Source organism: Pseudomonas sp. 2024-210 (assembly GCF_045062345.1).
Classification (GTDB): Bacteria; Pseudomonadota; Gammaproteobacteria; order Pseudomonadales; family Pseudomonadaceae; genus Aquipseudomonas.
Map to the genome: position 1 here is coordinate 1 of NZ_JBJGEJ010000018.1, position 26,066 is coordinate 26,066.

The 26,066-nt window shown below is 59.4% G+C and carries 21 protein-coding genes and 2 pseudogenes; 15 read left to right on the forward strand and 8 right to left on the reverse strand.

From position 1 onward, the window contains the following. Both ACI7MX_RS19735 and ACI7MX_RS19740 read left to right on the forward strand, forming a co-directional pair. Window positions 1–1,250, forward strand: a pseudogene (locus ACI7MX_RS19735) (hypothetical protein); the annotation flags it as partial. Beyond that, window positions 1,247–2,128, forward strand: a complete 882-nt coding sequence (locus ACI7MX_RS19740; protein ID WP_405591001.1) for a tetratricopeptide repeat protein — start codon at window positions 1,247–1,249, stop codon at window positions 2,126–2,128. The pseudogene ACI7MX_RS19735 and the gene ACI7MX_RS19740, both read left to right, overlap by 4 nt. Before the next feature lie 159 nt (window positions 2,129–2,287). Here ACI7MX_RS19740 and ACI7MX_RS19745 read toward each other — a convergent pair whose 3' ends face one another. Beyond that, on the reverse strand, window positions 2,288–2,425 hold the full coding sequence (locus ACI7MX_RS19745; protein ID WP_314483418.1) for a hypothetical protein: 138 nt from the start codon (window positions 2,423–2,425) through the stop codon (window positions 2,288–2,290). 327 nt (window positions 2,426–2,752) lie between these two features. On the opposite strand from ACI7MX_RS19745, the gene ACI7MX_RS19750 reads away from it, so the two are divergent. Next, on the forward strand, window positions 2,753–3,022 hold the full coding sequence (locus ACI7MX_RS19750; RefSeq protein ID WP_122783618.1) for a hypothetical protein: 270 nt from the start codon (window positions 2,753–2,755) through the stop codon (window positions 3,020–3,022). Here ACI7MX_RS19750 and ACI7MX_RS19755 read toward each other — a convergent pair. Both ACI7MX_RS19755 and ACI7MX_RS19760 read right to left on the reverse strand, forming a co-directional pair. Then, window positions 3,019–5,382 (reverse strand): DNA polymerase II, encoded by a 2,364-nt coding sequence (locus tag ACI7MX_RS19755; protein WP_405590997.1) that lies wholly within the window; start codon window positions 5,380–5,382, stop codon window positions 3,019–3,021. The two genes, ACI7MX_RS19750 and ACI7MX_RS19755, sit on opposite strands and share 4 nt — an antisense overlap. Window positions 5,383–5,392: 10 nt before the next feature. Further along, entirely contained in the window at window positions 5,393–5,746 is a 354-nt protein-coding gene (locus ACI7MX_RS19760; RefSeq protein ID WP_405590994.1) for a hypothetical protein, read from the reverse strand. Window positions 5,747–5,881: 135 nt separating this feature from the next. Between ACI7MX_RS19760 and ACI7MX_RS19765 the strand changes: the two are divergent. Continuing rightward, window positions 5,882–6,007: pseudogene (locus ACI7MX_RS19765) on the forward strand (transporter); the annotation flags it as partial. 111 nt (window positions 6,008–6,118) lie between these two features. Here the strand turns inward: ACI7MX_RS19765 and ACI7MX_RS19770 are convergent. Next, window positions 6,119–6,847: a FadR/GntR family transcriptional regulator gene (locus ACI7MX_RS19770; protein WP_405590991.1), complete on the reverse strand. Its 729-nt coding sequence runs from the start codon at window positions 6,845–6,847 to the stop codon at window positions 6,119–6,121. Window positions 6,848–7,093: 246 nt separating this feature from the next. Here ACI7MX_RS19770 and ACI7MX_RS19775 point away from each other — a divergent pair, with 246 nt between their 5' ends. Genes ACI7MX_RS19775 through ACI7MX_RS19785 form a run of 3 tightly spaced genes read left to right on the forward strand, consistent with a single transcriptional unit; the run spans window position 7,094 to window position 11,447 of the window. Then, the gene (locus ACI7MX_RS19775) at window positions 7,094–8,434 is read left to right on the forward strand and encodes an MFS transporter (protein ID WP_405590988.1); all 1,341 of its coding nucleotides are present in this window, start codon (window positions 7,094–7,096) and stop codon (window positions 8,432–8,434) included. 35 nt (window positions 8,435–8,469) lie between these two features. Next, complete coding sequence (gudD, locus tag ACI7MX_RS19780) at window positions 8,470–9,819, forward strand: glucarate dehydratase (RefSeq protein WP_314483408.1); 1,350 nt, start codon at window positions 8,470–8,472, stop codon at window positions 9,817–9,819. A 44-nt stretch (window positions 9,820–9,863) separates the two neighbouring features. Then, window positions 9,864–11,447, forward strand: a complete 1,584-nt coding sequence (locus ACI7MX_RS19785) for an aldehyde dehydrogenase (NADP(+)) (protein WP_405590984.1) — start codon at window positions 9,864–9,866, stop codon at window positions 11,445–11,447. A gap of 282 nt (window positions 11,448–11,729) precedes the next feature. Here ACI7MX_RS19785 and ACI7MX_RS19790 read toward each other — a convergent pair whose 3' ends face one another. Both ACI7MX_RS19790 and ACI7MX_RS19795 read right to left on the reverse strand, forming a co-directional pair. Beyond that, on the reverse strand, window positions 11,730–12,137 hold the full coding sequence (locus ACI7MX_RS19790; protein WP_405590981.1) for an SRPBCC family protein: 408 nt from the start codon (window positions 12,135–12,137) through the stop codon (window positions 11,730–11,732). A 56-nt stretch (window positions 12,138–12,193) separates the two neighbouring features. Then, a complete protein-coding gene (locus tag ACI7MX_RS19795) occupies window positions 12,194–12,976 on the reverse strand; it encodes a DNA-binding transcriptional regulator (RefSeq protein WP_405590978.1) in 783 nt (260 codons plus the stop codon). A gap of 138 nt (window positions 12,977–13,114) precedes the next feature. On the opposite strand from ACI7MX_RS19795, the gene ACI7MX_RS19800 reads away from it, so the two are divergent. The 8 genes from ACI7MX_RS19800 (at window position 13,115) to ACI7MX_RS19835 (ending at window position 22,721) form a co-directional block, all read left to right on the forward strand. Next, window positions 13,115–14,773, forward strand: a complete 1,659-nt coding sequence (locus ACI7MX_RS19800) for a bifunctional 3-(3-hydroxy-phenyl)propionate/3-hydroxycinnamic acid hydroxylase (protein WP_405590975.1) — start codon at window positions 13,115–13,117, stop codon at window positions 14,771–14,773. A gap of 1 nt (window position 14,774) precedes the next feature. Beyond that, window positions 14,775–15,728, forward strand: coding sequence for a 3-carboxyethylcatechol 2,3-dioxygenase (mhpB, locus tag ACI7MX_RS19805; RefSeq protein ID WP_405590972.1), 954 nt, complete (start codon window positions 14,775–14,777; stop codon window positions 15,726–15,728). 17 nt (window positions 15,729–15,745) lie between these two features. Next, window positions 15,746–16,609, forward strand: a complete 864-nt coding sequence (locus ACI7MX_RS19810) for an alpha/beta fold hydrolase (protein ID WP_405590969.1) — start codon at window positions 15,746–15,748, stop codon at window positions 16,607–16,609. Between the two features lie 14 nt (window positions 16,610–16,623). Further along, window positions 16,624–17,412, forward strand: a complete 789-nt coding sequence (gene mhpD / locus ACI7MX_RS19815) for a 2-keto-4-pentenoate hydratase (protein ID WP_405590966.1) — start codon at window positions 16,624–16,626, stop codon at window positions 17,410–17,412. 51 nt (window positions 17,413–17,463) lie between these two features. Next, window positions 17,464–18,402, forward strand: a complete 939-nt coding sequence (locus tag ACI7MX_RS19820; RefSeq protein ID WP_405590963.1) for an acetaldehyde dehydrogenase (acetylating) — start codon at window positions 17,464–17,466, stop codon at window positions 18,400–18,402. A 10-nt stretch (window positions 18,403–18,412) separates the two neighbouring features. Next, on the forward strand, window positions 18,413–19,423 hold the full coding sequence (dmpG, locus tag ACI7MX_RS19825) for a 4-hydroxy-2-oxovalerate aldolase (protein ID WP_314483391.1): 1,011 nt from the start codon (window positions 18,413–18,415) through the stop codon (window positions 19,421–19,423). A gap of 184 nt (window positions 19,424–19,607) precedes the next feature. After that, entirely contained in the window at window positions 19,608–20,813 is a 1,206-nt protein-coding gene (gene mhpT, locus ACI7MX_RS19830; protein ID WP_405590960.1) for a 3-(3-hydroxy-phenyl)propionate transporter MhpT, read from the forward strand. Window positions 20,814–21,017: 204 nt separating this feature from the next. Then, window positions 21,018–22,721, forward strand: a complete 1,704-nt coding sequence (locus ACI7MX_RS19835; RefSeq protein WP_314483387.1) for an amidase — start codon at window positions 21,018–21,020, stop codon at window positions 22,719–22,721. Between the two features lie 153 nt (window positions 22,722–22,874). Here ACI7MX_RS19835 and ACI7MX_RS19840 read toward each other — a convergent pair whose 3' ends face one another. Both ACI7MX_RS19840 and ACI7MX_RS19845 read right to left on the reverse strand, forming a co-directional pair. Further along, window positions 22,875–24,512: a DUF1302 domain-containing protein gene (locus ACI7MX_RS19840; RefSeq protein ID WP_405590957.1), complete on the reverse strand. Its 1,638-nt coding sequence runs from the start codon at window positions 24,510–24,512 to the stop codon at window positions 22,875–22,877. A gap of 99 nt (window positions 24,513–24,611) precedes the next feature. Beyond that, window positions 24,612–25,994: a DUF1329 domain-containing protein gene (locus ACI7MX_RS19845; RefSeq protein ID WP_405590954.1), complete on the reverse strand. Its 1,383-nt coding sequence runs from the start codon at window positions 25,992–25,994 to the stop codon at window positions 24,612–24,614. Window positions 25,995–26,066: the final 72 nt, after the last annotated feature.

Here is a 26,066-nt window from a genome sequence, read left to right on the forward strand (position 1 = left end):
ACTACTGGGACACCGACGCCCACCTGTTTGACGACCTCAAGGCAGGTCGCGACAAGGGCTTCGGCCCTTGGCAAGACATCTCGATGAAGGTCACCGGCCCGGTACTGGTCGACCTGAGCCACAACTTTGCACAAGCCTGGGACCTCGAAAACCCTTGGTACACACGCTGGTTTGCCGCTACATCGCTGCGAAAAGAACGCGACGCCCTGCCCATCCCCGACGTAGTCACCACCACCGCCCACAGCGTGGCGCAGGTGTGCCGCACACAGCCGCAGTACGGCGAAAAGTCCATTCTTGAGCACTACATCAAGGCCATTGGCAACGCCCGCGACTACGTGTACATGGAAAACCAGTATCTCCGTTACAGCGACTTTGCCAAGCGCTTGAGCACCATCGCCAAAACCCGCAAAAACCGGGGCGCAAAGGGCGACATCTACCTGTTCGTAGTCACCAACACACCCGACACAAAAACCGCCTCGGGCACTACCTACGAAATGCTTCAGGCGCTGGGCCAGGAACAGCTCATGCCCCAAGTTCAACGGGATCTGGCTCAAGGCCTGACGGAGCATCTGGAAGACATTGAGTACTTTAAAAACAACCCGCCTTTTCAGCCCTACCAGCTTCCCGCCCACCAGGAGAAAATCCAGAAACTGCAAGCCAAGGTCGATACCTTGCTTGAGCAGGGCATCACCCCTGAAGTGGGTGAACGACTGGACGGCCTGACCCCGGAACAGATCGCCGAACTGGCCGCGAAAACGGATGCGGACAAAAAGCCGTACGAACTCAGGGAAATCCCCGGCCTGAAAATCATCATTGCGACCCTCGCCACCAGCGACCCGGCTCCGGGCAGTGCACCGCCTCAGCCCATGTCGGCCGAGACTGAAGTACAGCTCAACGCACCAGTAACTAAAGTCCGATATAAAAACATCTACGTGCATTCAAAACTGCTGTTGGTGGATGACGTTTATACCTTGCTCAGCTCCGCCAATATCAATATCCGCAGTATGCACAGCGACTCGGAATTGGGGATTGCGCACCCACATCCGGTGTTGGCGAAGTCGTTGCGGGAAAAGTTGTGGGGGATGCATGCGGGCGAGGTTAAATCGACAAGTGAACTAAATTTTTCACTATGGAATAAGCAGATGGATAAAAATTGGAAAGCTCGGATAAAAGGCATCCCCCTTGAGTCACATCTACAGCGTTTCTGGGACATAACCACACCCTACAGCCCTGCATTTACGGTGGACTGATGCGATTATTAAATAATATCGCCCTGATTATTTTATTGACTTGCGGAGTTCAAGTGATGGCTGATTCCAAACCTTTTGTGTGCGCCCATGAAAAGGACTACTTGCCTTCACTGGACCCTTTAGCCGACGCTTGGTACAGAGAAGCCGCACTACTGGCGAAGCCGGACACTTTGCGACCATGGGATCGCATCGTTGAGTTGTATAGCAAAGCTGTAGAGCGAGATCACTGGAAAGCCATGCATAACTTGGCCGCCCTCTATCGAACAGGTTGGCCCGGAGGTGTTGAAAAAAACACTCAAAAAGCCATCGACCTGTATCAGCGCATGATTGATCTTAATATCCCACAAGGTTTTTATAATATGGGGGCAATCATTGGGAATAGGGCTGGCGTTAAAAATCCATCCACAGATGGTCTTACATTTCTGGACAAGGCCGCGAGAATGGGCAATCCTGCTGCCCTCACAGAACTCGGCAAGCAGTACATATATATAGGCAATAAAGACGCACTCGGAATGCAGTATACGCAGTGCGCTGCCGACCAAGGATATGGCCAAGCCAATTATGAGCTTGCTACCTACCACCAACTAATTAGACATAACTTTCCACTCGCATTAAAGCATTACCAAATAGCACTTTCACAAGGAAATAAATACAGTGCACTTCAAATGACGACGACCTTTGAGAAAACTAGCGCTCGACATAATGCGATGTGGTACGAACCAAATGATCAACTCGCTGAAATCTACAATGACTTATTGAATAAACTCTTCGCCGACCCCGACTTACGCTTTCCCACTTTAATGAAAGACTACCCGCTCCCACCCCATCCAACCCAAGGTTATGACGCAGAGAGACCAGACTGGAAGCCCGATCAATAAGCACCCTTTTTTATACATCCAGGCACTGGAAATATCATGACCTCCCTCGTTACAAGCAACCCGATTTCCGGCAGCGTACGGCGCATATAGGTGTCTGCCGAGACTGAAGCCTCATTCGTATGTTCGTTCAGTTGGAATGAGTAATGCCCATCAGAAAAACTAGTCGGGACGTAAACACCAACCCAGTACATCCAGCAAGTCGCAGCCATCACGCAGCAGAATCATTGCAACGATGGCGACTTGTTTGAGGCCGGCCGTATCGGCCAGTCCAAGATCACGATGGGCCAGGGTTTTCATCAACTGAGTCGCAGCCAGTATGCGGGCTGCCGCATTGGCATGGAGGACATCAACCGGGGCAATGCGGTCAATTAATAAAGCGGGATAAGCGGAGATTATTCCAAGTCGCCTAACCCGGTCGCCCTAAAGCGAGGGCTGAACATAAGGGCAGCCAAGACTGCCCTGCAATTGGCAAACACGTACGAAACATCCCGAATTCATATGTCAGGCTCTACGAAACCGCAAAACCCACTGCCTCTTATCAGTCCACCCGTTTAAAAACAGGCGACTGCAACAAAAAGGAGTAACCTGCCGTCCGGCTTTATTTCCCCGCCCCATGGAACCCCTATGTTTCCCAACGCTGAGCGCTACAACCACTCCACCGAATACGCCAACAAACTGGTCGACCGTATCGGCCAAACCCCCGCCTGGATTGCCCAGCGCATCGGCGTCACCGAGAAACGCATGCGCTATATCCTCGCCGGCGAGCGCATTATCAAAGGTGAGAGCACCGAAATCTTGATGAGCTACGCCGAGCAGTTTTGCATGGAGTGCCTGGCCGCCGAAGCCAAAGCTGCCAAAGACCGCGCCCGCTCAAAGGCCGCTACTCAGGATTAAAACAACCCCATCTGGCCGCCCACCAAGGCGCTGAAGTCGTCGTCAACGAACACCAGAATGGCATCCGCCACCGGTTGCAATTGACGCGTCAGATAGTGGTCGTAGTCCAGTTCAGCAGTACGATTTTCCAGCGGCTGCGGCCCGGCCAGGGTGATCACGTAGCTGATATACCCACCCCTCTGGTATTGGCGCGGACGCTTTTGCTGGTCGTTGAATTCATCGGCCAACCGCGCCGCACGCACGTGGGGCGGCACATTGCGCTCGTAGTCACTGAGCGGACGTCGCAGGCGTTTGCGATAGATCAGCAATTCGTCGTGTGCGCCCGCCAAGGTATCGCGCACAAACTCGCGCACGTAGTCTTGATACGGCTCGCGGTTGAAGATGCGCAGGTATAACGCCTGCTGAAACTGCTGGGCCAGCGGCGACCAGTCGCTGCGCACGGTTTCAAGCCCTTTGTAGACCATCTCGCGCTGCCCGTCCGGGCGCACGACCATGCCTGCGTAGCGTTTTTTACTGCCCTCCTCGGCGCCCCTAATGGTAGGCATCAAAAAACGGCGGTAGTGGGTTTCAAACTGCAGTTCCAACGCACTGGTCAATCCGTACTCGTCACGCACGTGGGCTTGCCACCACTGGTTGACATGTTGCACCAGTTCGCGACCAATACGCGCAGCGTCGGCTTCGCTGTGTTCGCTGCGCAGCCAGACGAAGGTAGAGTCGGTGTCGCCGTAGATCACGCTGTAGCCCTGCGCTTCGATCAGGGCACGGGTCTTGAGCATGATTTCATGCCCGCGCAAGGTGATGGACGACGCCAGACGGGTGTCGAAAAAACGGCAGCCGCTGGAACCTAACACCCCGTAAAAGGCATTCATGATGATTTTCAGGGCTTGCGACAACGGCGCATTTTTTTCGCGCTTGGCCACTTCACGGCCGTTGGCGACGCGCTCGATGATCGCAGGCAAACAATGCCGAGTGCGCGAAAAACGCGCCCCGCGAAAACCCGGTACCGAGGTTTCATCGCCCGGCTCACGCAGCCCTTCAACTAATCCCAGCGGGTCGATCAGGAAGGTGCGAATGATCGACGGGTAGAGGCTCTTGTAATCGAGCACCAGCACCGACTCGTACAAACCCGGCGCCGATTCCATGACAAAGCCACCGGGGCTGGCCTGCGGCGGGTTGGCGCCGACGTTCGGCGCGACGAACCCCTGACGGTGCATCAGCGGCATGTACAAATGGTAAAACGCCGCCACCGAACCGCCGCTGCGATCAACCTCCAGCCCCGTCACTGAGGCGCGTTCGAGTAAAAAGGTCAGCAGTTGGGTTTTCTCGAAGATGCGCGTCACCAATTCGCAATCCTTGAGGTTGTAACGCGCCAACGCGGGTTTGTCCTCGGCGAACATACGGTTGATTTCATCCATGCGCTGGTACGGCGTGCTGATGTCCTTGCCCTCGCCCAGCAGTGTTTGGGCGACGTTTTCGAGACTGAAAGAGGGAAACGACCAGGTCGCTGAACGCAAGGATTCAATGCCGTCGATAATCAGGCGGCCCGGGGCACTGGCAAAGAAGTGATTGTTGCGCGTGCCGTGTTCGCGCCACTGCATCTCGCTGCCACCACGCCCCAGCAGAAGCGGGATGCCCAAGCGTCGTGCATGCTCGTGCAGGACGCGCATGTCGAACTGCACCACGTTCCAGCCAATGATGGCGTCGGGATCATATTCGGCCATCCACTGGTTCAGCTTGAGCAGCAAGTCACCGCGGGTGGCGCAGAATTCAAGGTCGAAATCGACCGCTGTGTCGGTATCAAGGGCTTTGCCCAGCATGTACACCTGACGCTGACCGCAACCTTCCAGCGCAATGGAGTACAGGTCGCCGTGGGCGCTGGTCTCGATGTCCAGTGACACCAGTTTCAACCGCGGCCGGTAGTCGGGATGTGGTTTTATCCGGGTGTTGAGTAATACGCCATCGGCCTCAGAGCCCGCGCCAAAGCTGACAGGCGCGGTGATAAAGCGCTCCATCAGGAAACGCTCCGGTGGGCGCACGTCGGCTTCGTAGACGTCGACACCGGCGCGGCGTAGACGTTGGGCAATATCGAGCAGTTGGGCGTATTGACGGCAATAGACGCCGACCACGGGCCGCGACTGAAAATCACACAGCGCCAGCTCACGCAGCTCGATATCACGCTCATCGCTGAGCAGCGCGCGTGCCTGATCACGCTGCGCCAGCGGAATAAACGCATTGCAGGTTTGATAAGGCAGCCGCACATGTTGCGGCCCGGCATCGGTGGCAAGCCAGAATTCAACCTCGATGCCTGACGGGGTATCGCGCCAGTGCCGGGTCAGTACAAAGCCGTGTCTCAGGCCCATTGCACAGCGATTACAGGCATGTGGCCAACATCGCCAGACGGCGCATGGCGAAACTGTCGTCAGGTTGTTTAGCGTAATAACTGACCGCCGTGCCCGTGCCTTGTGGCAGCAGGTCGGCAAAGGATTCGGCGTTACGGGTATAGACCGTCAACTGACCCGATTTTTCAGTGTTGATGTAGGCGCTGGCGTCCACGCCGAAGACGTTTTCGTCCTGCCATGAAAACTTGATGCATTCGGCGACCAGTGGCGTGGGTTTGGCAGACGCCAAGACCCGCGTTGCAGGCTTGGCACGTGCATCATCCATTGCCGGTGAAACACAGCCGGCCAGCAAGGCCAGGCTCATCACGCCCATCAGCATTCGCATTGAAAATCCCCCTGAAAAAAGGTGAGCACGATAGCACGCGCATGTGTCGGATTATTCGAACGCGCCCGCCACGCACACATACCGTTTGTCATTAAACAGTGATATAGCCCACAGAACTCGTCTGCGATGAATTGCTTCGGCACGCCCATCGGCCCTACCTGGCTGGAGATCAATACCTGGGTGTCATTATTCGGTGACAACGACACCTATCAGGGCGACAGCAAGCTTGAGCAAAAGCCGTTGTATGCCATTGAGGGTCATTGAAGTGACCGCCGCCCTCACCCCATCCCTCTCCCAGAGGGAGAGGGAGCTGATGGGTGGCGTTGCGCAAATCTGCTTTTGCCTTTAATCCCCTCTCCCTCTGGGAGAGGGTTAGGGTGAGGGGCTTTTGATCGAGCATTCCTGCGCACTCATGCGCTCAAGGCTGTTGCTCAGGTGCAGCAGCATGGCCGCTCGGGCCGCATCGGGGTCTTGCCGGCGGATCGCCTGCAAAATGGCTTCATGCTCGATTACGGCCATCTGCCCCAGTTGCGTCAAATCGACATCCCCCCGCTCATCGGCATCGATGCGGGTACGCGGAATAACCGAGCGGCCCAGCTGACCGATGATGTCGGTGAAGTAGGTATTGCCGGTAGCTTGGGCAATCAGCGTGTGAAAGCGTATATCCGCCTCGACACTGCTGTCGTTGTTGGCCAGCGATCGCTGGTAATCATCCAGCGCCTCACGCATGTGCATCAATTGCACCTCTGTGCGCCGCCGGGCCGCCAGTGCCGCCGCCTGGGTCTCAAGCCCCATACGCAACTCAAGGATCCCGCGCACGCTGTCTGCGGTATCGCGCTTGAGGTGCAAGCCCTGACGCGGATCGCGTGCCAGTACAAAGGTGCCAATCCCGTGCCGGGTTTCAACCAGTCCCGAGGCCTGCATTCTGGAAATAGCTTCACGCACCACCGTTCGGCTGACGCCATGCTCGCGCACGATGGCCGATTCGGAGGGCAGTTTCTCTCCTGCCGCCAACTGACCCAACAAAATACGTTGCGTCAACTCAGCCACGATGTCATGGGCAAGGCCTTGCGGGCGTTTGCGAATCAAGGCGTCGTCCATAGAGGTTCCCTGTCTGTGATACAGGCCATTCAAACCCGCCCTAACATGTATGACAAGTAAAAATAACTTAACCCCTGCGGCACCTTTTTAGTCAGCGCACAGCCCTGAATAGAGCAAAAAAGCCTATCAAGCGCTTTAAAAGGGCATTGCTTGGCTAAAAACCAAGTCGTATGATGTCCGTCAACTGAGGGCTTGACCCTCAGCACATACCAACCCGCATAAAAATAATCAGTGGGGTTAAGCTCTGTGAATACTGCCGAAAACGTGTCTGCTGCGCCCGCCAACGACCCCGTTCTGGCGCGCGCGATCCACAAGGTGAAGCGCCATATCCTGCCGCTTTTCGTCATCATGTTTATCGTTAACTACATCGACCGGGTCAACATCGGCTTTGTGCGCACGCACATGGAGCATGATCTGGGGATTGGCGCAGCGGCCTATGGCTTTGGTGCCGGGTTGTTTTTTATTGGCTACGCACTGTTTGAAGTGCCCTCCAATATGCTGCTGCAAAAGGTCGGCGCGCGCATCTGGCTGACCCGCATCATGTTCACCTGGGGTATCACGGCCACGCTGATGGCCTTTATCCAGAACGAAACCCACTTCTATATCCTGCGTTTTTTACTCGGTGTGGCCGAGGCCGGGTTTTTCCCGGGGGTGATTTATTACTTCACCCGTTGGCTGCCCGGTGCTGAACGCGGCAAGGCGATTGCGATTTTCCTCAGCGGTTCTGCGCTGGCCTCGCTGATCTCTGGCCCGCTGTCTGGCCTGTTGCTGCAAATCACCGGCATGGGCCTGCACGGCTGGCAGTGGATGTACATCATTGAGGGCATGGCTTCGGTGCTGCTGTGTGGCTTTGTCTGGTATTGGCTGGACTCCAAACCCCACGACGCCAAGTGGCTCAGCCGCGCCGAGCAAGATGCGCTGGTCAATGAAATTGACCGCGAACAGCGCGAGCGCGATGCCGTGAACACGGTCAAGCCGGGCGTGCTCAAGTTGCTCAAAGACCGCCAGATCCTGCTGTTCTGCGCGATCTATTTCTGCATTCAGTTGACCATCTACGCCGCGACTTTCTGGCTGCCGAGCATCATCAAGAAAATGGGCGACCTGAGCGATATGCAGGTCGGTCTTTTCAACTCGATACCGTGGTTGATTTCAATCCTTGCCATGTACGCATTCGCGTCGCTGGCCAGCCGCTTTAAATACCAGCAGGCGTGGATTGCCGCGGCCTTGCTGATTGCCGCGCTGGGCATGTTCCTGTCGACCACCGGCGGGCCGATCTTTGCCTTTATCGCGATTTGCTTCGCCGCCATCGGTTTCAAATCGGCTTCGGCGCTGTTCTGGCCAATTCCACAGGCTTATCTGGATGCGCGCATCGCTGCGGCGGTGATCGCGCTAATCAATTCGGTGGGCAATCTGGGCGGATTTGTGGCCCCCACCACGTTCGGCTTTCTGGAACAGACCACCGGTTCAATTCAAGGCGGTCTTTACGGGTTGGCCGGTACGTCTATTCTGGCGGCAATCATTGTGTTCTTTGCCAAGACCAAACCCAAGCCTGCGGACGATGTTCGCGCCGTCTTGCAACCCGCTTAGCACCTGACTCTAATAAAAAATTCAAGGAACACGCCATGAATGCCGAACATCAGCACCACGCCAGCCATGCACCCGTGATAACTAGCCTGCAAGTGATTCCAGTGGCCGGGCATGACAGCATGCTGCTCAACCTCAGCGGCGCCCACGGGCCGTTTTTCACCCGCAACATTGTTATTCTTAAAGACAGCAGCGGCCGTACCGGGGTGGGCGAAGTGCCGGGCGGCGAGCGCATTCGCGAAACCCTGGAAGATGCCCGCAGCCTGGTCGTGGGCCAGCCAATTGGTAACTACCAAAGCATTCTCAACGCCATGCGCCGCACCTTTGCAGCACGGGATTCGGCGGGCCGGGGCCTGCAAACCTTCGACCTGCGCATCACCATCCACGCCGTCACGGCCATGGAAGCCGCCCTGCTCGACCTGCTCGGTCAATTTCTGGAGGTGCCAGTGGCCGCCCTGCTCGGTGAAGGCCAGCAACGCGATGCGGTGAAGATGCTCGGCTATCTGTTTTATATCGGTGACCGTCAACAGACCGATCTGGCCTATCGCACTGAAGCGGATGGCGATGACTGGTTTCGCCTGCGCCATGAGCAGGCGATGACCCCGCAAGCCGTGGTCCGCCTGGCCGAAGCGGCACACGCCCAATACGGGTTTAACGACTTCAAGCTCAAGGGCGGCGTGTTGCGCGGTGCGGAAGAAATCGAAGCCGTAACCGCGCTGGCTGAACGCTTCCCCGAGGCCCGCATCACCCTGGACCCCAATGGCGCCTGGTCACTCAAAGAGGCCGTGGCCCTGTGCCGCGACCAGCATCATGTACTGGCCTATGCCGAAGACCCCTGCGGCGCCGAAAACGGTTACTCGGGGCGTGAGGTCATGGCCGAGTTCAGGCGCGCCACCGGCCTGCCGACCGCTACCAACATGATCGCCACCGACTGGCGCGAAATGGGCCACGCCATTCAATCGCAAGCCGTGGACATTCCACTGGCCGACCCGCATTTCTGGACGATGCAAGGCTCGGTACGCGTCGCGCAGATGTGCCATGAGTGGGGCCTGACCTGGGGCTCGCACTCCAACAATCACTTTGATATTTCCCTGGCCATGTTCACTCAGGTCGCCGCCGCCGCACCGGGCGACATCACTGCCATTGATACCCACTGGATCTGGCAGGACGGCCAGCGCCTGACCCGTGAACCGCTGAAAATCGTCGACGGCCATATCAAGGTACCGGCCCGCCCCGGCCTGGGCGTGGACATCGATATGGACGCCGTGGCCAAGGCCCACGAACTGTACAAAGGCATGGGACTGGGCGCGCGGGACGACAGCGTCGCCATGCAGTACATTGTTCCGGGCTGGAAATACGACAACAAAAAACCCTGTCTTGTGCGCTGATCCCCCCATGCGCGCTTTAAGCCTATCTAGCGAGGATTGAAACCATGTCGACCGTAACCGGCCACAACTTTATCGGCGGCCGCCGCAGCGCTGCTGGTACCACAACCCTTGAAAGCCTTGACGCCAGCACCGGCCAGGCGCTGCCTTATCGCTTTTATCAGGCCACCCCCGAAGAAGTGAATGACGCCGCCAATGCTGCCGACCAAGCGTTCGTTGCCTTTCGCCAGTTGAGCCCTGAACGTCGCGCTGAATTTCTGGATGCCGTCGCGGACGAAATCGACCAGTTGGGCGATGACTTTGTTGCCATTGTCTGCGCTGAGACGGCGTTGCCGGCCGGGCGTATTCAAGGTGAGCGCGGCCGTACCAGCGGGCAGATGCGTCTGTTCGCCAAGGTGCTGCGACGCGGCGACTTTTTGGGGGCGCGTATTGACCTGGCCCTGCCGGATCGCAAACCGCTGCCTCGGGTTGATTTGCGCCAATACCGCATCGGCGTCGGCGCTGTGGCGGTATTTGGCGCCAGCAACTTCCCGCTGGCCTTCTCAACGGCCGGTGGCGACACTGCTGCCGCCTTCGCCGCCGGCTGCCCGGTGGTGTTCAAGGCGCACAGCGGCCATATGGCCACGGCCGATCTGGTGGGCTGCGCGATTATCCGCGCGGCGGAAAAAACAGGCATGCCTCAAGGCGTGTTCAACATGATCTTCGGCGCAGGCGTGGGCGAAGCGCTGGTCAAGCACCCGGCCATTCAAGCGGTCGGCTTTACCGGCTCGCTGAACGGCGGCAATGCCTTGAGCAAAATGGCCGCTGAACGCGAACAGCCAATCCCGGTATTCGCCGAAATGTCGAGCATCAACCCGGTGATTCTCCTGCCTCAAGCACTGGCAGCGCGCGGCACTCAAGTGGCCAGCGAACTGGCGGCCTCGGTGACCATGGGCGCAGGGCAGTTCTGCACCAACCCCGGCCTCGTCATCGGCCTGCGCTCCCCTGAACTGACCGGGTTTATCGAACAACTGACGCAGAACATGGCCGCACAGGCCCCTCAGACCTTGCTCAATGCGGGCGGTCTGCGCAGCTACGCCAAAGGCGTCGAGCACCTGATCAATCATGCGGGCATCACCCATCTGGCAGGCCATGCGCAATCGGGCCAGCAAGCCCAACCGCAACTGTTCAAGGCTGACGTCAGCCTGCTGCTGAACAAAGACCCGCTGCTGCAAGAAGAAGTGTTCGGCCCGGCGACCATCGTCATCGAGGTGGAGGATGACGCACAGCTCAAAGCCGCCTTGCTGGCCTTGCGCGGACAACTCACCGCCACCCTGATCGGTGAACCGGCTGATCTGGAGCAGCACCAATGGCTGGTGCCGATTCTTGAGCAAAAGGTCGGGCGCATTCTGGTTAACGGCTACCCGACCGGTGTCGAAGTGTGCGACGCCATGGTTCACGGCGGCCCGTACCCTGCTACGTCGGATGCTCGCGGCACGTCGGTGGGCTCGCTGGCCATCGACCGCTTCCTGCGCCCGGTGTGCTACCAGAACTACCCCGATGCCTTACTGCCGCCAGCCCTGCAAAACAGCAACCCGCTGGGCTTGCAGCGTCTGGTTAACGGCGAGTGGAGCGCGAACGCGATTGCTTGAAACACGCTGAGTGAATGAATAACGGCGCCTGCAAATGGCGCCGTTTTCGTTTCTGCGCCGCCCTGCACAGGGGGCCACCTCAAATTTCAGGCAAAAAAAATCCCAAGTAGCTGATGGAAACTTGGGATTTAAAAATGCATTAACCGTGGTAGGTGAACGCCGGGCGATAATATCCCATTGTCATAACCAGTAACAACCCATTGTGAGGGGTTTGTCACGGTGCGGTACTGACCCACGTCAGTGAATCAAGCACTCACCATGGGACTGCCGACCTATTGCGGATTACTCCGGAAAATTGGCTTTCAAGGCTTGCAATCCCCCCTCGTACACACCTTTGAACAAGGCATGGGCCTCGTCGTCGCTGACGCCCACCGGCGTGAAGCTGCCCGACCAAGTGACCCGCGCGCCCTCACCGTGGACTTCGACTTTCAAGGTCGCCAAGTAATCGGCCACCGGAAACGGCGACTCTACGATCGAGTAGCTGTAGGTTCGGGCTGTGTTGTCGAAGGTTTGCAGGCGCTCGACGATGGCGGCGTCTGCGGTCTTGAGGTGGCGCAAGCGCCCGCCTTCACCCGCCTCGCTGCTGACAATGAACGGCAGCCAGTCGGGCAGCGAGTTGAAACCACCCACCAATTGCCACACCTGATCGGCTGTAACGGGAATATCGATAAACGCTGATGCAGTTGCCATGTGATGTGTGCCTCTGGATTTTGAAAATTAAGCGACCGGCAGTTTACTCCAGAGGATCACTGACCGATCAATCCGGCCTGGATTTTACCCACGACCTCGTGCATCGCTGGCAGAAAACGCCGCGCGGCTTCTTCAACCGGCATGGCTTTGGCGATATACACCAGGTTCAGGCAGCCCATGACCCGCGCCTCGTGCATCACCGGGATGGCAATGGCCGCGATTTTGCGCTCTTCGCCCCAATGGGCGTTGTTTTCGCCATAGCCTTTGCTGCGCGTGTGTTCAATCAGGCGCTCGACAAAACGGCTGTCTGCCGCCAGCGCAGATTGCGCATCGCCACGGCTGATCATCAGGTCTACCAACTCCTGGCGCTCGGCAGGCGGGCAAAACGCAAAGTAGACACGCCCGGTCGCAGTCATCAGCAACGGCAATCGTCGCCCAACCATCGAGCGGTGAAATGACAGGCGACTGAAGCGATGGGTGGTTTCACGGATCACCATAGCGTCGCCATCCAGGGTGCAGAGGTCAGTGGGCCACGCCACTTGTTGCAGTAACTGGCCGAGCAAAGGTGCGCCAATGGCAGAAATCCACTGTTCATCGCGGTAGCCTTCGCTGAGTTCGCGCACTTTGAGCGTCAGCCGGTAACTGTCATCCGATTCACTGCGCCGCACATAGCCTTCAGCCTGCAATGTTTCCAGCAAACGGCGCACGGTGGTGCGGTGCAAGCCGCTCTGCTCAGCCAGTTGCGCCGTGCTGGCACCCCCATCAAAACGGTTCAGACCGTTGATCAATGCCAGCCCCCGGATCAAGCCACGCACGGCTTTGTATTCGGTTTCGCTCATGTGTCTTCCGTTATTTTTATTGGTAAATCAACGATGTGCACTCTGTGCACCCTAACAAGGGTTGTCGTTGTTCACCAGCCTTGCGATTTCCATACTGCGCGCAACAAGAAATCCAAAAAGCGCTGTACGGAGATACCCATGAGTTCTGCCCACCTGTCTTGCCCTGTGGAGCTGTCCACTGATGTCGCCATTGTTGGCGCCGGCCCTGTCGGACTGATGATCGCCAACTACCTGGGCCAATGTGGTGTAAACGTCACACTGGTAGAAAAACTCGACAGCCTGATCGACTACCCCCGCGCTATTGGTCTGGATGACGAAAGCCTGCGTACCTTTCAGGCAGTCGGTCTGGCCGAGAACGTGTTGCCGCACACCACCCCCTGGCATGCCATGCGTTTTATGACACCCAAGGGTCGCTGTTTTGCCGACATTCAGCCCAAGACCGATGAGTTTGGCTGGTCGCGCCGCAACGCCTTTATCCAGCCGCTGGCCGATCGTGTGCTGTTTGAGGGGTTGGCTCGTTTTGACAACGTCAAGGTGCTGTTCGGTCGCGAACTCGAAGGCTTTGAGCAAAGCGAAAGTGGTGTGCAACTGACGTTGAAAAGCGCTGACGGTCGCCGTGAATGCTTAAAGGCCCAGTACCTGATTGGTTGCGACGGTGGCAACAGCCTGGTGCGCCGCAGCCTCAATATCAGCTTTGAAGGCAAGACCGCGCCCAACCAGTGGATTGTGGTGGACATTGCTAATGACCCGTTGAGCACGCCGCATGTGTACCTGTGCTGCGACCCGGTACGCCCGTATGTGTCCGCCGCCCTGCCCCACGGCGTGCGCCGCTTCGAATTCATGGTCATGCCCGGCGAGACCGAGGCCGAACTGAGCCAGCCCGAAAACATGCGCAAGCTGCTCGCCAAGGTGCTGCCCGACCCGGACCGCATCGAGTTGATCCGCAGCCGCGTTTACACCCACAACGCGCGACTGGCAGGACGGTTCCGTGAGGGCCGCGTGCTGCTGGCCGGTGATGCTGCGCACATCATGCCGGTCTGGCAGGGGCAGGGTTATAACAGCGGCATGCGCGACGCCTCCAATCTGGCCTGGAAATTATCCCGGGTGGTCAAAGGGCTGGCCCACGACAGCTTGCTGGATAGCTATGAACTGGAACGGCGCGACCACGCCAAGGCGATGATCGACTTGTCGGTCATGGCCGGGCATGTATTGGCGCCACCCAAGCGCTGGCAAGGCACCTTGCGGGATGGTGTGTCATGGCTGCTCAACTATGTGCCACCGATCAAACGCTACTTCGTTGAAATGCGCTTCAAGCCGATGCCGCAATACACCCGAGGCGCGTTGATCGTACCCAGTGAAAAAGGCTCGCCGGTGGGCAAAATGTTTATTCAGCCACAGGTGCTCACCGACGCCGGGGCCACGGTGCTGCTCGATGAAGTGATCGGTGAAAACTTCGCGATTATCGCGTGGGGTTGCGACCCTACCTGGGGGTTGAGCGCCGCGCAAATCGCCCACTGGCAAGCGCTGGGTACGTGCTTCATTCAAGTACTGCCGGATGTTCAGCTCAGAGCGCCGAGCGACGCGGGCCACGAGGTGATTCGTGTGGGTGATAGCACCGGTCGCTTGCGCGAATGGTTCGCTCGCGGTGCATCTTCCATCGCCCTGCTGCGCCCTGACCGTTTTCTTGCCGGGCTGGCCACCCCGCAAACGCTGGGTCGTACCTGCGATGAGTTGACGCTGGCACTCAACGCCCAGCCGCTCGCCAGCGTGACACCTGTCGTCAGCAAGGTGGCTTGAGATGAGCGCTTATCTGCATTGCTTGTCGCATACCCCGCTGGTGGGTTTCGTTGATCCGGCCCCTGAGGTGCTGGCCGAAGTCGACGCCATGATCGGTGAGGCCCGCGAGCGTATCGCCCGTTTTGATCCACAACTGATCGTGCTGTTCGGCCCGGATCACTACAACGGTTTTTTTTACGACGTGATGCCGCCGTTTTGCATTGGCATGGCCGCCGAGGCCATCGGTGATTTCGACACCGCCGCCGGGCCGCTGGACGTGCCCAAAGCGCTGGCCCAAGACTGCGCACAGGCGGTCATGGACGCGGGTATTGATACCGCCGTGTCCTACCGCATGCAGGTCGACCACGCCTTTGCGCAACCGCTGGAGTTGCTGCTGGGCGGGTTGCGCCAGTGCCCGGTGATTCCGGTCTTTATCAACTCGGTGGCAGTGCCGTTGCCGGGTTTCAAGCGGGCGCGATTGCTCGGTGAGGCCATTGGCCAATGGGCCAAATCGCTGAACCTGCGCGTGCTGTTTCTGGCCTCCGGCGGCCTGTCCCATCAGCCCCCCGTGCCGGAGTTGGCCAAGGTCGATGCGCGCATGGCCGACCGTTTGATGGGCAGCGGCCGCCAGTTGCCCGCCGATGAACGTCAGGCACGCCAGCAACGGGTGATTCAGGCGGCACGCCACTTTGTCGAAGACCAGAACAGCTTGCACCCGCTGAACCCTGTGTGGGACCAGCACTTTCTCGACACCCTGGAACAAGGCCGGTTGAGCGACTTCGATGGTTTGGGCAATGACGAACTGTCGGCGCTGGCTGGTAAATCGACCCACGAAGTGAAGACTTGGGTGGCCGCCTTCGCCGCCTTGTCAGCTTTTGGCCCTTACCAGGCCGAAGGCCGTTACTACCGCCCGATTCCCGAGTGGATCGCAGGCTTCGGCGCTTTGGGCGCGAAGCCGCTGCACACCTCCCTTTGAATTCAAGGAACACTGCCATGACTGCCACTGCATTCACTGAAGCGTCCACCAGCCGGTTCGCCCGCATCAAAGAAGGCGATCTGGACTTACACCTGCATTACAACGATGTCGGCCAAGGCCGCGAAACCGTGATCATGCTTCACGGCTCAGGCCCCGGCGCCAGCGGCTGGGCCAACTTCAACCGCAATATCGAACCCTTGGTCAACGCCGGATACCGAGTGATCCTGCTCGACTGCCCCGGCTGGAGCAAAAGCGACCCGGTTGTCAGCCAAGGCTCGCGCTCGAACCTCAATGCCACCGCGCTCAAGGGGTTGCTGGATGTGCTGGATCTGGACCGCGTGCACATTATTGGCAACTCAATGGGGGCCCACAGCACCGTGGCCTTTGCTCTGGAAAACCCGGAGCGCATCGGCAAGCTGATCCTGATGGGCGGCGGCACCGGCGGCCCGAGCGCGTTTGTGCCGCAACCCACGGAAGGCATCAAGCTGATCGGCGCGCTGTACCGCGATCCGACCATCGACAACCTGAAGAAGATGATGAGCGTCTTCGTGTTCGACGCCAGCAGCTTGACCGAAGAACTGTTTCAGACCCGCCTCGACAACATTCTGTCGCGCCGCGACCATCTGGAAAACTTCGTCAAAAGCAGCACCCTCAACCCCAAGCAATTCCCTGACTTTAGCCATCGCCTGCACGAAATCACCGCCGAGACTTTGCTGGTCTGGGGCCGTGATGACCGTTTTGTGCCGATGGACACCGGCCTGCGCCTGCTGGCCGGCCTGCCCAACGCCCGACTGCACGTATTCAACCGTTGCGGGCACTGGGCGCAGTGGGAACACGCTGATGCGTTCAACCGCATGGTGCTGGACTTCCTCACCCATTGATGACTGAGACCCTTATGAATGTGACCCCAGAAACATTGTCGCAACTGGCCGCCGACCTGCGCCAGGCTGAAATCAGCGGTGAAGCCATTGGGCCGCTGCGCGAGCAGATCGGTGAAGACAACGCCAGCGCTGCGTACGCCATTCAACAACTAAACGTCGCCCACGGCGTGGCCAATGGCCGCCGTGTGGTCGGCCGTAAAATTGGCCTGACCAACCCCAAGGTGCAAGCGCAACTGGGCGTCGACCAACCGGACTTCGGCACCCTGTTTGCCGACATGTGCTATGGCGACAACCAGACCGTGCCGCTGGAGCGCGTGCTGCAACCCAAAATCGAGGCAGAAATCGCCTTGATCCTGCAACACGATCTGCCCCACGCCGACACCACCTTTGACGAAGTCATGAGCGCGACGGGCTGGGTTGTGCCCGCGCTGGAGATCGTCGGCAGTCGGGTGCAGCAATGGAATATCCGTTTCGTCGACACCGTGGCCGATAACGCGTCCAGCGGCTGCTATGTGTTGGGCGGCCCGGCTCAGCGCATTCAAGGGCTGGATTTGCGCAACGCCGTTATGCGCATGACCCGCAACGATAAAGAAGTGTCCACCGGCAGCGGCGCGCAATGCCTGGGCCATCCGATCAATGCAGCGGTGTGGCTGGCCCGCACCATGGCGCGACTGGGCAATCCGCTCAAGGCCGGCGACATCATTTTGACCGGCGCACTGGGGCCGATGGTGGCCGTGGCCGCCGGGGATCGTTTTGAAGCGCACATCGAAGGCATTGGCCAGGTCGGCGTGGATTTCTCGTAAGACAGGCACCGCCGGGCAACCGGCAACCTGCGTGCACATGAGGCAACAATAATGAACAAGAAACTTAAAGTCGCGATCATCGGTTCCGGCAATATCGGCACCGATTTGATGATCAAGATTCTGCGCAACGGCAAGCACCTGGAAATGGCCGTCATGGTCGGCATCGACCCCGCTTCTGACGGTCTGGCTCGCGCCGAACGCATGGGCGTGGCCATTACCCACGAAGGCGTCGAGGGCTTGACCCGCATGGACGTGTTCAAGGACATCGACTTCGTGTTCGATGCCACGTCAGCCGGAGCTCACATCAAGAACGACGCCTTTTTGCGCTCGGTCAAACCGGGTATCCGCCTGATTGACCTGACACCTGCGGCCATTGGCCCGTACTGCGTCCCCGTGGTCAATCTGGAACAGAACCTCAATCAGCTCAACGTCAACATGGTCACCTGTGGCGGGCAGGCGACCATTCCGATGGTGGCGGCCGTGTCCCGTGTGGCCAAGGTTCACTACGCCGAAATCGTCGCCTCGATTGCCAGCAAATCCGCCGGCCCCGGCACCCGCGCCAATATCGACGAATTCACCGAAACCACCTCCAAGGCCATCGAAGTGATCGGCGGCGCGACCAAGGGCAAGGCCATCATCGTGATGAACCCGGCCGAGCCGCCGTTGATGATGCGCGACACGGTGTTTGTGCTGTCCGAAGCGGCCGACCTCGGGCTGGTAGAAGCCTCAATCGTCGAAATGGCGGCCGCGGTGCAGGCCTATGTGCCGGGTTATCGCTTGAAGCAAAGCGTGCAATTTGACCTGATTACACACGATAACCCGGTGAAGATTCCCGGCTTGGGTACGTTTACCGGCCTCAAGACCTCAGTGTTTCTCGAAGTCGAAGGGGCTGCCCATTACCTGCCCGCGTACGCCGGCAATCTCGACATCATGACCTCCGCTGCCTTGGCCACCGCCGAGCGCATGGCGTTGTCGATGCTTAACGCCTGAGGAGAAAACCATGAACGGTAAAAAGATCTACATCAGCGACGTGACCCTGCGCGACGGCAGCCACGCGGTGCGTCATCAGTACTCGATCAAGAACGTGCAAGACATTGCCCGCGCGCTGGACAACGCCCGTGTCGATGCCATCGAAGTGGCCCACGGCGACGGCCTGCAAGGCTCCAGCTTCAACTATGGTTTTGCCTCTCACACCGATCTGGAATGGATTGAAGCAGCAGCGGACGTGATCAGCCACGCCAAAATCACCACCTTGCTGCTGCCCGGCATCGGCACCGTGCATGACCTCAAGGCCGCGTATAACGCCGGGGCGCGGGTGGTGCGTATTGCCACCCACTGCACCGAAGCCGACGTGTCGAAACAGCACATTGAATACGCCCGTGAACTGGGCATGGACACGGTGGGCTTTCTGATGATGAGCCACATGATTCCAGCCGAGCAGTTGGCCGCGCAGGCCAAGCTGATGGAAAGCTACGGCGCCACCTGCGTGTACATGGCCGACTCGGGCGGAGCGATGAACATGCAGGATATTCGTGATCGCTTTCGGGCGTTTAAAGCGGTGCTCAAGCCTGAAACCGAAACCGGCATGCATGCCCACCACAACCTCTCGCTGGGCGTGGCCAACTCGATCACGGCGGTTGAAGAAGGCTGTGACCGGATCGACGCCAGCCTTGCGGGCATGGGCGCCGGGGCCGGTAATGCGCCGCTGGAAGTGTTCATTGCGGCTGCTGAGCGCATGGGCTGGAACCACGGCACTGACCTGTACACCTTGATGGATGCGGCGGATGACATCGTGCGGCCATTGCAGGACCGGCCAGTGCGGGTCGACCGCGAAACCTTGGCGCTGGGCTATGCGGGTGTGTATTCGAGCTTCTTGCGCCACGCCGAAATCGCCGCGCAGAAGTACGGTTTGAAGACCTTGGACATTCTGGTCGAGCTGGGTAAACGGCGCATGGTCGGCGGTCAGGAAGACATGATCGTCGACGTGGCGCTGGATTTGCTTAAACGCTGAGTCTTGCTCCCTTACCCCCGTAGCAGCTGCCGAAGGCTGCGTTCGGCGACGCAGTCGTCGTCAATCCGGCTCACGCGGTTCACCTGCATTACCGCGTGCTCTGAATGGACGATCGCTGCGCAATCGAACGCCGCCTCCGGCAGCTGCTACGGGGCGTACTACAACAATAAAACGGGTACAGCCCATGACATCGCTCAACGTCACCACCACTTTGCCGGTGGTGCGCACTATCGCTTTGTGTTTCCTCGTGGCCCTAATGGAAGGCCTCGATCTACAAGCCGCCGGGATCGCGGCCCAAGGCATGGCCGCCGCTTTTGAACTGGATAAATTGCAGATGAGCTGGGTGTTCAGCGCCGGGATCTTCGGCCTGCTGCCCGGCGCGCTCGCAGGTGGTCGGCTGGCGGATCGCATCGGCCGTAAACGCGTGCTGATGGCGTCCGTGGCCCTGTTCGGGGTGTTCTCACTGGTCACGGCCCTGGCCTGGGATTTCAATAGCCTGTTGATTGCCCGGTGCCTGACCGGGGTGGGCCTGGGCGCCGCCCTGCCCAACTTGATTGCGTTGACCAGCGAGGTGGCCGGCCCGCGCTTGCGGGGCATGGCGGTCAGCCTGATGTACTGCGGCGTGCCGCTGGGCGCCGGGCTGGCAGCGATTATCGGCATCGCCGATCTGGGCGGCAGCTGGCACAGCGTGTTTTACGTGGGCGGTGTTGTGCCGCTGTTAATCGTGCCATTGCTGGCCCTGTACTTGCCCGAGTCGCTACAGTTTCGCACTGCTCAGGAGGCGGTGCCGGTGGGCGTAGTGCAGGGTCTGTTCCGCGAAGGCGCAGCCCTGCCCACGATGCTGATCTGGGTCAGCTATTTCTTCACCCTGATGGTGGTGTACATCCTGATCAACTGGTTGCCGAGTCTGGTCATCGGTCAGGGTTTCAGCGGGCGCCAGGCCAGCTGGGTGATGCTCGCCCTGCAAGTGGGCGCCGCCGTCGGCACGCTGTTTCTGGGCTGGGTGATGGATCGGCTGCCGGCCTGGGCACTGTCGGCGCTGATCTACGTGGGCATTCTGCTGTCACTGATCGCACTGGGACTGGCCACTGACCTGCAAAGCATGCTGCTGGCAGGCTTTGTCGCCGGTTTTTTTGCGACCGGAGGCCAGTGCGTGCTGTATGCGCTGGCGCCGCACTTCTATCGTCCGTCCATTCGCGCCACAGGCGTGGGCAGCGCGGTGGCCATCGGCAGGCTAGGCGCCATGAGCGGCCCATTGGTGGCCGGCAAAATGCTCGCACTGGGCACCGGCACCGCCGGCGTCATGCTGGCGTCGGCACCGGGCATCGTCATCGCCGCCGTGGCGATGTTTTACCTGTCGCTTCGGCGCAACGTAACGCCCCCGGATTGACCCCGGACTGCACCCTGCGCGTCGACACGGCGCGCAGTGCTTGCCATGCTCAAACCTGTGCTTGCAGCGCTCCGCGTCTGCATCCGGGGGCCTGCCGATACCGATCAGGGTGAAAAAACGCGCGCTAACGGTCACATGGGCTGGCCCAGCAGGCCGAAGTTTCGCTAAGCTCTGCCACCCCCATCAGCCACCAGCGGTAAGCGCATGATTGAAGTCACCGAGGTTTCCATTGCCCACCTGCGCGCGGCGCTTGAGTCCGGCCAGACCACAGCCGTGGAGCTGGTGCAGGCCTATCTCGCGCGCATCGACGCCTATGACGCCCTCAACACCCCCACCGCGCTGAACGCGGTAGTGGTGCGCAACCCTGACGTGCTGACCGAAGCGCAGGCTTCTGACGAACGCCGGGCCAACGGCCAAACCCTCGGCCCGCTGGACGGCATTCCCTATACCGCCAAGGACAGCTATCTGGTCAAAGGCCTGACGGCGGCTTCTGGCAGCCCGGCCTTCAAGGACCTGATTGCCTACCGTGATGCATTCACCATCGAACGATTGCGCGGTGCCGGAGCCATCTGCCTGGGCAAGACCAATATGCCCCCGATGGCTAACGGTGGCATGCAGCGCGGTGTGTATGGCCGTGCTGAAAGCCCGTACAACCCAGACTATTTGACGGCACCTTTTGCGTCGGGTTCGTCCAACGGCGCAGGCACCGCCACCGCCGCCAGTTTTTCGGCCTTTGGTCTGGCCGAAGAAACCTGGTCGAGCGGCCGGGGCCCGGCTTCCAACAATGGCCTGTGCGCCTACACGCCCTCACGCGGCGTGATTTCCGTGCGCGGCAACTGGCCGTTGACCCCGACAATGGACGTGGTAGTGCCCTTTGCCCGCACCATGGCCGATTTGCTGGAAGTGCTGGAAGTGGTGGTCGCCGCCGACCCGGACACCCGTGGCGACCTGTGGCGCCTGCAACCCTGGGTGCCGATTCCGAGTGTCGCCGGTGTGCGCCCTTCATCTTATGCAACCCTTGCGGTCAAGGCTGATGCGCTGGCGGGCAAGCGTTTCGGCGTACCGCGCATGTACATCAATGCCGACCCCGAGGCCGGTACGTCGGAAGCGCCGGGCATCGGTGGCCCGACCGGCCAACGCATCATCACCCGCGCCTCGGTGATTGATCTGTGGCAAGCCGCACGTGCGGCCATCGAAGCCCAAGGCGGTGTGGTGATCGAGGTGGATTTCCCGCTGGTGTCCAATTGCGAAGGCGACCGCCCTGGCGCGCCGACCGTGTTTAACCGCGGTTTGGTGTCCAAGGAGTTCTTGCGCGACGAATTGTGGGAGCTGTCGGCCTGGGCGTTCGATGACTTTTTGCGCGCCAATGGCGATCCCAAGCTCAACTGCCTGGCGGACGTCGACGGCGCACAGATCTTCCCCCACGACCCCGGCACGTTGCCCAATCGTGAAGATGATCTGGGCGCGGGCATGGACGAATACGTGCGCATGGCCCAGCGCGGGATCACCCCGTGGGACCAGATCAGTTCCTTGCCGGACGGTTTGCGTGGCCTGGAGCAGACCCGTCGCCTCGACCTGGAAGACTGGATGGACCGGCTCGAACTGGATGCGGTGGTGTTTCCAACCGTCGCCGATGTGGCCCCGGCTGATGCCGATGTGAACCCGGTGTCGGCGGACATTGCCTGGAGCAACGGCGTGTGGGTGGCCAACGGCAATTTGGCTATTCGCCATCTGGGCGTGCCGACTGTCACCGTGCCGATGGGCGTGATGGCCGACATTGGCATGCCGGTGGGGCTGACGTTTGCGGGCCGTGCGTACGATGACTCCTCGCTGCTGCGACTGGCCTCAGCGTTTGAAGCGACCGGCAGCAAGCGCATGATTCCACCGCGCACCCCGCCGTTGAGCTGATGCCTAGCCCGTAGCAGCTGCCGAAGGCTGCGTCCGATTGCGCAGCGATCGTAAAACCAGAGCATGGGGGGTGTACAGGCAAACCCCATTCACTCAATTTACGACGACTGCGTCGCCGGACGTCGCCTGCGGCAACTGCTACGCATTGCTGGGTCAGAATGTGTATTTACCGTTGAACGACACGTAGTCGCGGTCAGACAGCGTTCGCCCTTGGGCGATGTTGGCCGAACTCAAGTACGCCACATAGGTCAGCCCCAACTGGAAGTTGCCCAGGTATTTGAAGTCGCCGCCCACGGTCAAGCGTTTCTCGGCGCGGCCCAAGCCCGAATAGGCACTGCCATCAATGTTTTGCGTCCATGTCGCCTTGGTGGTCAAGTCCCAGCCATTGAATACGCTGGGGTGATCGAAGTACGCGCCCACGCCCAACAGGCTCGACCCTCGCGTCTGGCCGTCATACACAAATTTGTTGAATGTGCCGTCAGTTCCAGCACCGCCGCCGGTGATGGTGAGGTCATCAACGCCTTGAATTCGCTGATGCACCACCTCGGTCATCAAGGTGGTCTGCTGAGCCATAAACGTCGGCCCGATGATGTACACGGCATTCAAGTTGCCTTGCCACACTTGCCCACGGGCCGGAGCGCCATTGCTCAGGTACACCGCTGCACCGTCGCGATAGCTCAGGTCACCGGCAAACTGCACCGAATCGCCCACCTTGGTGGTAAAGCTCACGCCGGTCAGTTTGATGTTGTCGAAGTAGCCCAACTGATAACTCGGGCCATTGCCGTTGCCGCCGACCTTGCCCAGCGATGAATAGTGCGTCTGCCCTGTGAAGTCAAAAAACAGCGCGGGCACGCGGTCGTGATAGCGGTAATGAAATAAACCGATCTCGGTGTTTTGCGTCAACCGGTAACGGGTGCCCAGCCCCCACTCGCCGCTGTTGCCGGGCTTGACTGACCCGCCATAGCCCACAGCGCGAAACTGCGGGTCGGGCAAATTTTGGATAACTCCCGGGGCCAACCGATAGAACTCGGCGCCGGGGCCAAAGGTGTCACTGCCAAAATAGTCCCCCACCGGGTTAAGCAGGGTTTCTTCCCATTTGTATTGGTAAAAACCGAGCAAGGCCAAGTCTTCGTTGACCGACCAGGAGCCGGACACTTGCCCGACCGGCAAGTAGGCGTCTTTGGCTTCAGTGCCCGGCACGTTGAATTTGGTCGAGTCCACCGGTGCCTGCCCCTGGCTGATGTTGGGCCAGAACAGGCTTTCGCCCCACGCCACCAGATGTCGCCCGGCCTTGAGCGATACATACTGATCATCATTGACGGTGAAATCGCCATACACGTAAGCATCCAGCAGGCGCGCCTTGCTGCCGCTGAGTTTGCGCGTATCACTGATGAATTCGTCATAACGCCCGGTTTTGTTGACCGTGTCGGGCGAGTCGTTGGCGTTTCTCTGGTGGTACACCTCATCGTAGAAATGGCTACCACGCAGCACCGCACCCAGGTTTTCATGCTTGAGCATCAACTCGCCAAACACACTGACGCGGTTGTTGATCAGCGAGCCACGTTTGAAGTTGCGCGTGGCGTCGTCGTAATTGAGGTTGTTGAGGTATTCGCTGTCAGGTTTGACGGTACGCATCGAGGCGGTGTAGTTGACCGTCAGGTTGGAGTCCAGGGTGGTATTTTCACCCAGCTCCAGCGTCGGCAAAGCGAATGCAAAGGTGCTCAACCCGCTCAGAAAACCGGCCCCCAGCACACGGCTGACAGGCTTGATGCGTGTGTACTGCGTAAACATGCGATGCTCCTTTTTATTGTTTTTGTGCCCATGTCCAGCGGTGCGCCGCCGACTGCGCACAGGCGGACCTGTGGCAGTCATGTCGGTGCGCAGTGTGGGTTATTTGCCGGCGCGGCGGGCGGCTTCAGGGCCGAAGTCACCGGCAGCAAACCCGCCTTTGTTGAGGATGTAGCCGTCACGCTGTTCGTTGATCAGGTTGAAGGCCAAGTAGCTGCCAGCGTTCAAGTCGTGATACAGGCCAACCCCGGCTTGCCAGGTCTGGGTTTCGGGGGCGTAAAAGTAGTTGACCATCGAGGTGCGCCACAGCTCGCCACGGTTGTCGTAGTTGTCACCCATGATCGGGAACCAGGTGTCTTCGTCGATGTACATCGTGCGCTTGCCATATAGGTGGCGGTTACCCGGTTTGAGCACACCTTCCAGAACCCAGACGCGGTGCAGCTCGTAGCGCATGTTGTCGGGGTTGATATGGTTGGGCGTGAGCATGTTCGCGTACTTCAGGTTGTTGGCATGCAGGCGCGCAGTGTTGTACGGGATGTACAGCTCTTTTTTGCCGACAATGTTCCAGTTGTAGCGCTGAGCCGAACCGTTGAAGATCCGCACTTCATCGACCGTGATCGAACCGCCCGATCCTGGGAATGCCATGTCGAAGCCATAGCCCGGTGATTGGCGAACGCGGCGTGTGCCGGGGTCGTAGCGCCAGCTTTGGCGAGGCTCGGTCTTGTCGTTCCAGAACTCGGTGCCGGTGTTGATTTCACCTTTGTCGCGTTGCGGCAGCAAGGTTTCGTTCAGGTAATAGGCAGAGTTGCCGGTGGTGTCACCGATCTTGCCCGGCGCAAGGCCCGGCGCCAGGTTGCGCGAGTGCACGCGGCCCCAGTTGATATTGCCGCCCTTGAGCACGTAGGCGTTGTCGGAGGTGTATTCCTCGGTCCAGGCCCGCACGGTGAACAACGAGGCATTTTTCAGCAGCTCGATTCCGCTTTGCGGGATGGGAAACGCCACGCCGCCTGTACGTGCCACGACCCCTTCGCCATCGTCCACCAACTTGGCCACCGAAGCGTTTTCCAGAGTGGCTTTGCACACGCTGTCGGCGAAACGGAAGTCGCGGTGCGTGGGGTAAACCGGCATGCGGAACGTTGCCGGGTAGAGCTTGAACAAGGCTTTTTGGCCTTCGGACAAATGTGCGCCGTATTGGTCGAGGTTTTGCGCGGTGATTACAAACAGCGGTTTTTCGTTGGGGTACGGGTCAATCGGGTGTTTGCCTGTGCCTTCAAACTTGATGCCGGGCGGCGCGCCCAGCCATTGGCCACTGTAGGCCGGGATGGTGCCCTCGGCATTGCCTTCTTTTTGCGCACCGACGCAGGTCAGATCCTTGCCCAACCGGGCAATCTGGTCAGCGGGTGCCTGGGCGAGCGTCAGCGCGCTGTAACTGTGTAAGGCCAGAGCGACTGAGAGCCAGCCGCCCATCTGAGAGAGTCGTCGCATGGGGGTCTCCTTGTTGTTTTTGTCGGTAAGCAAAACCCCGTAGCAGCTGCCGAAGGCTGCGTTGGAGCGCGA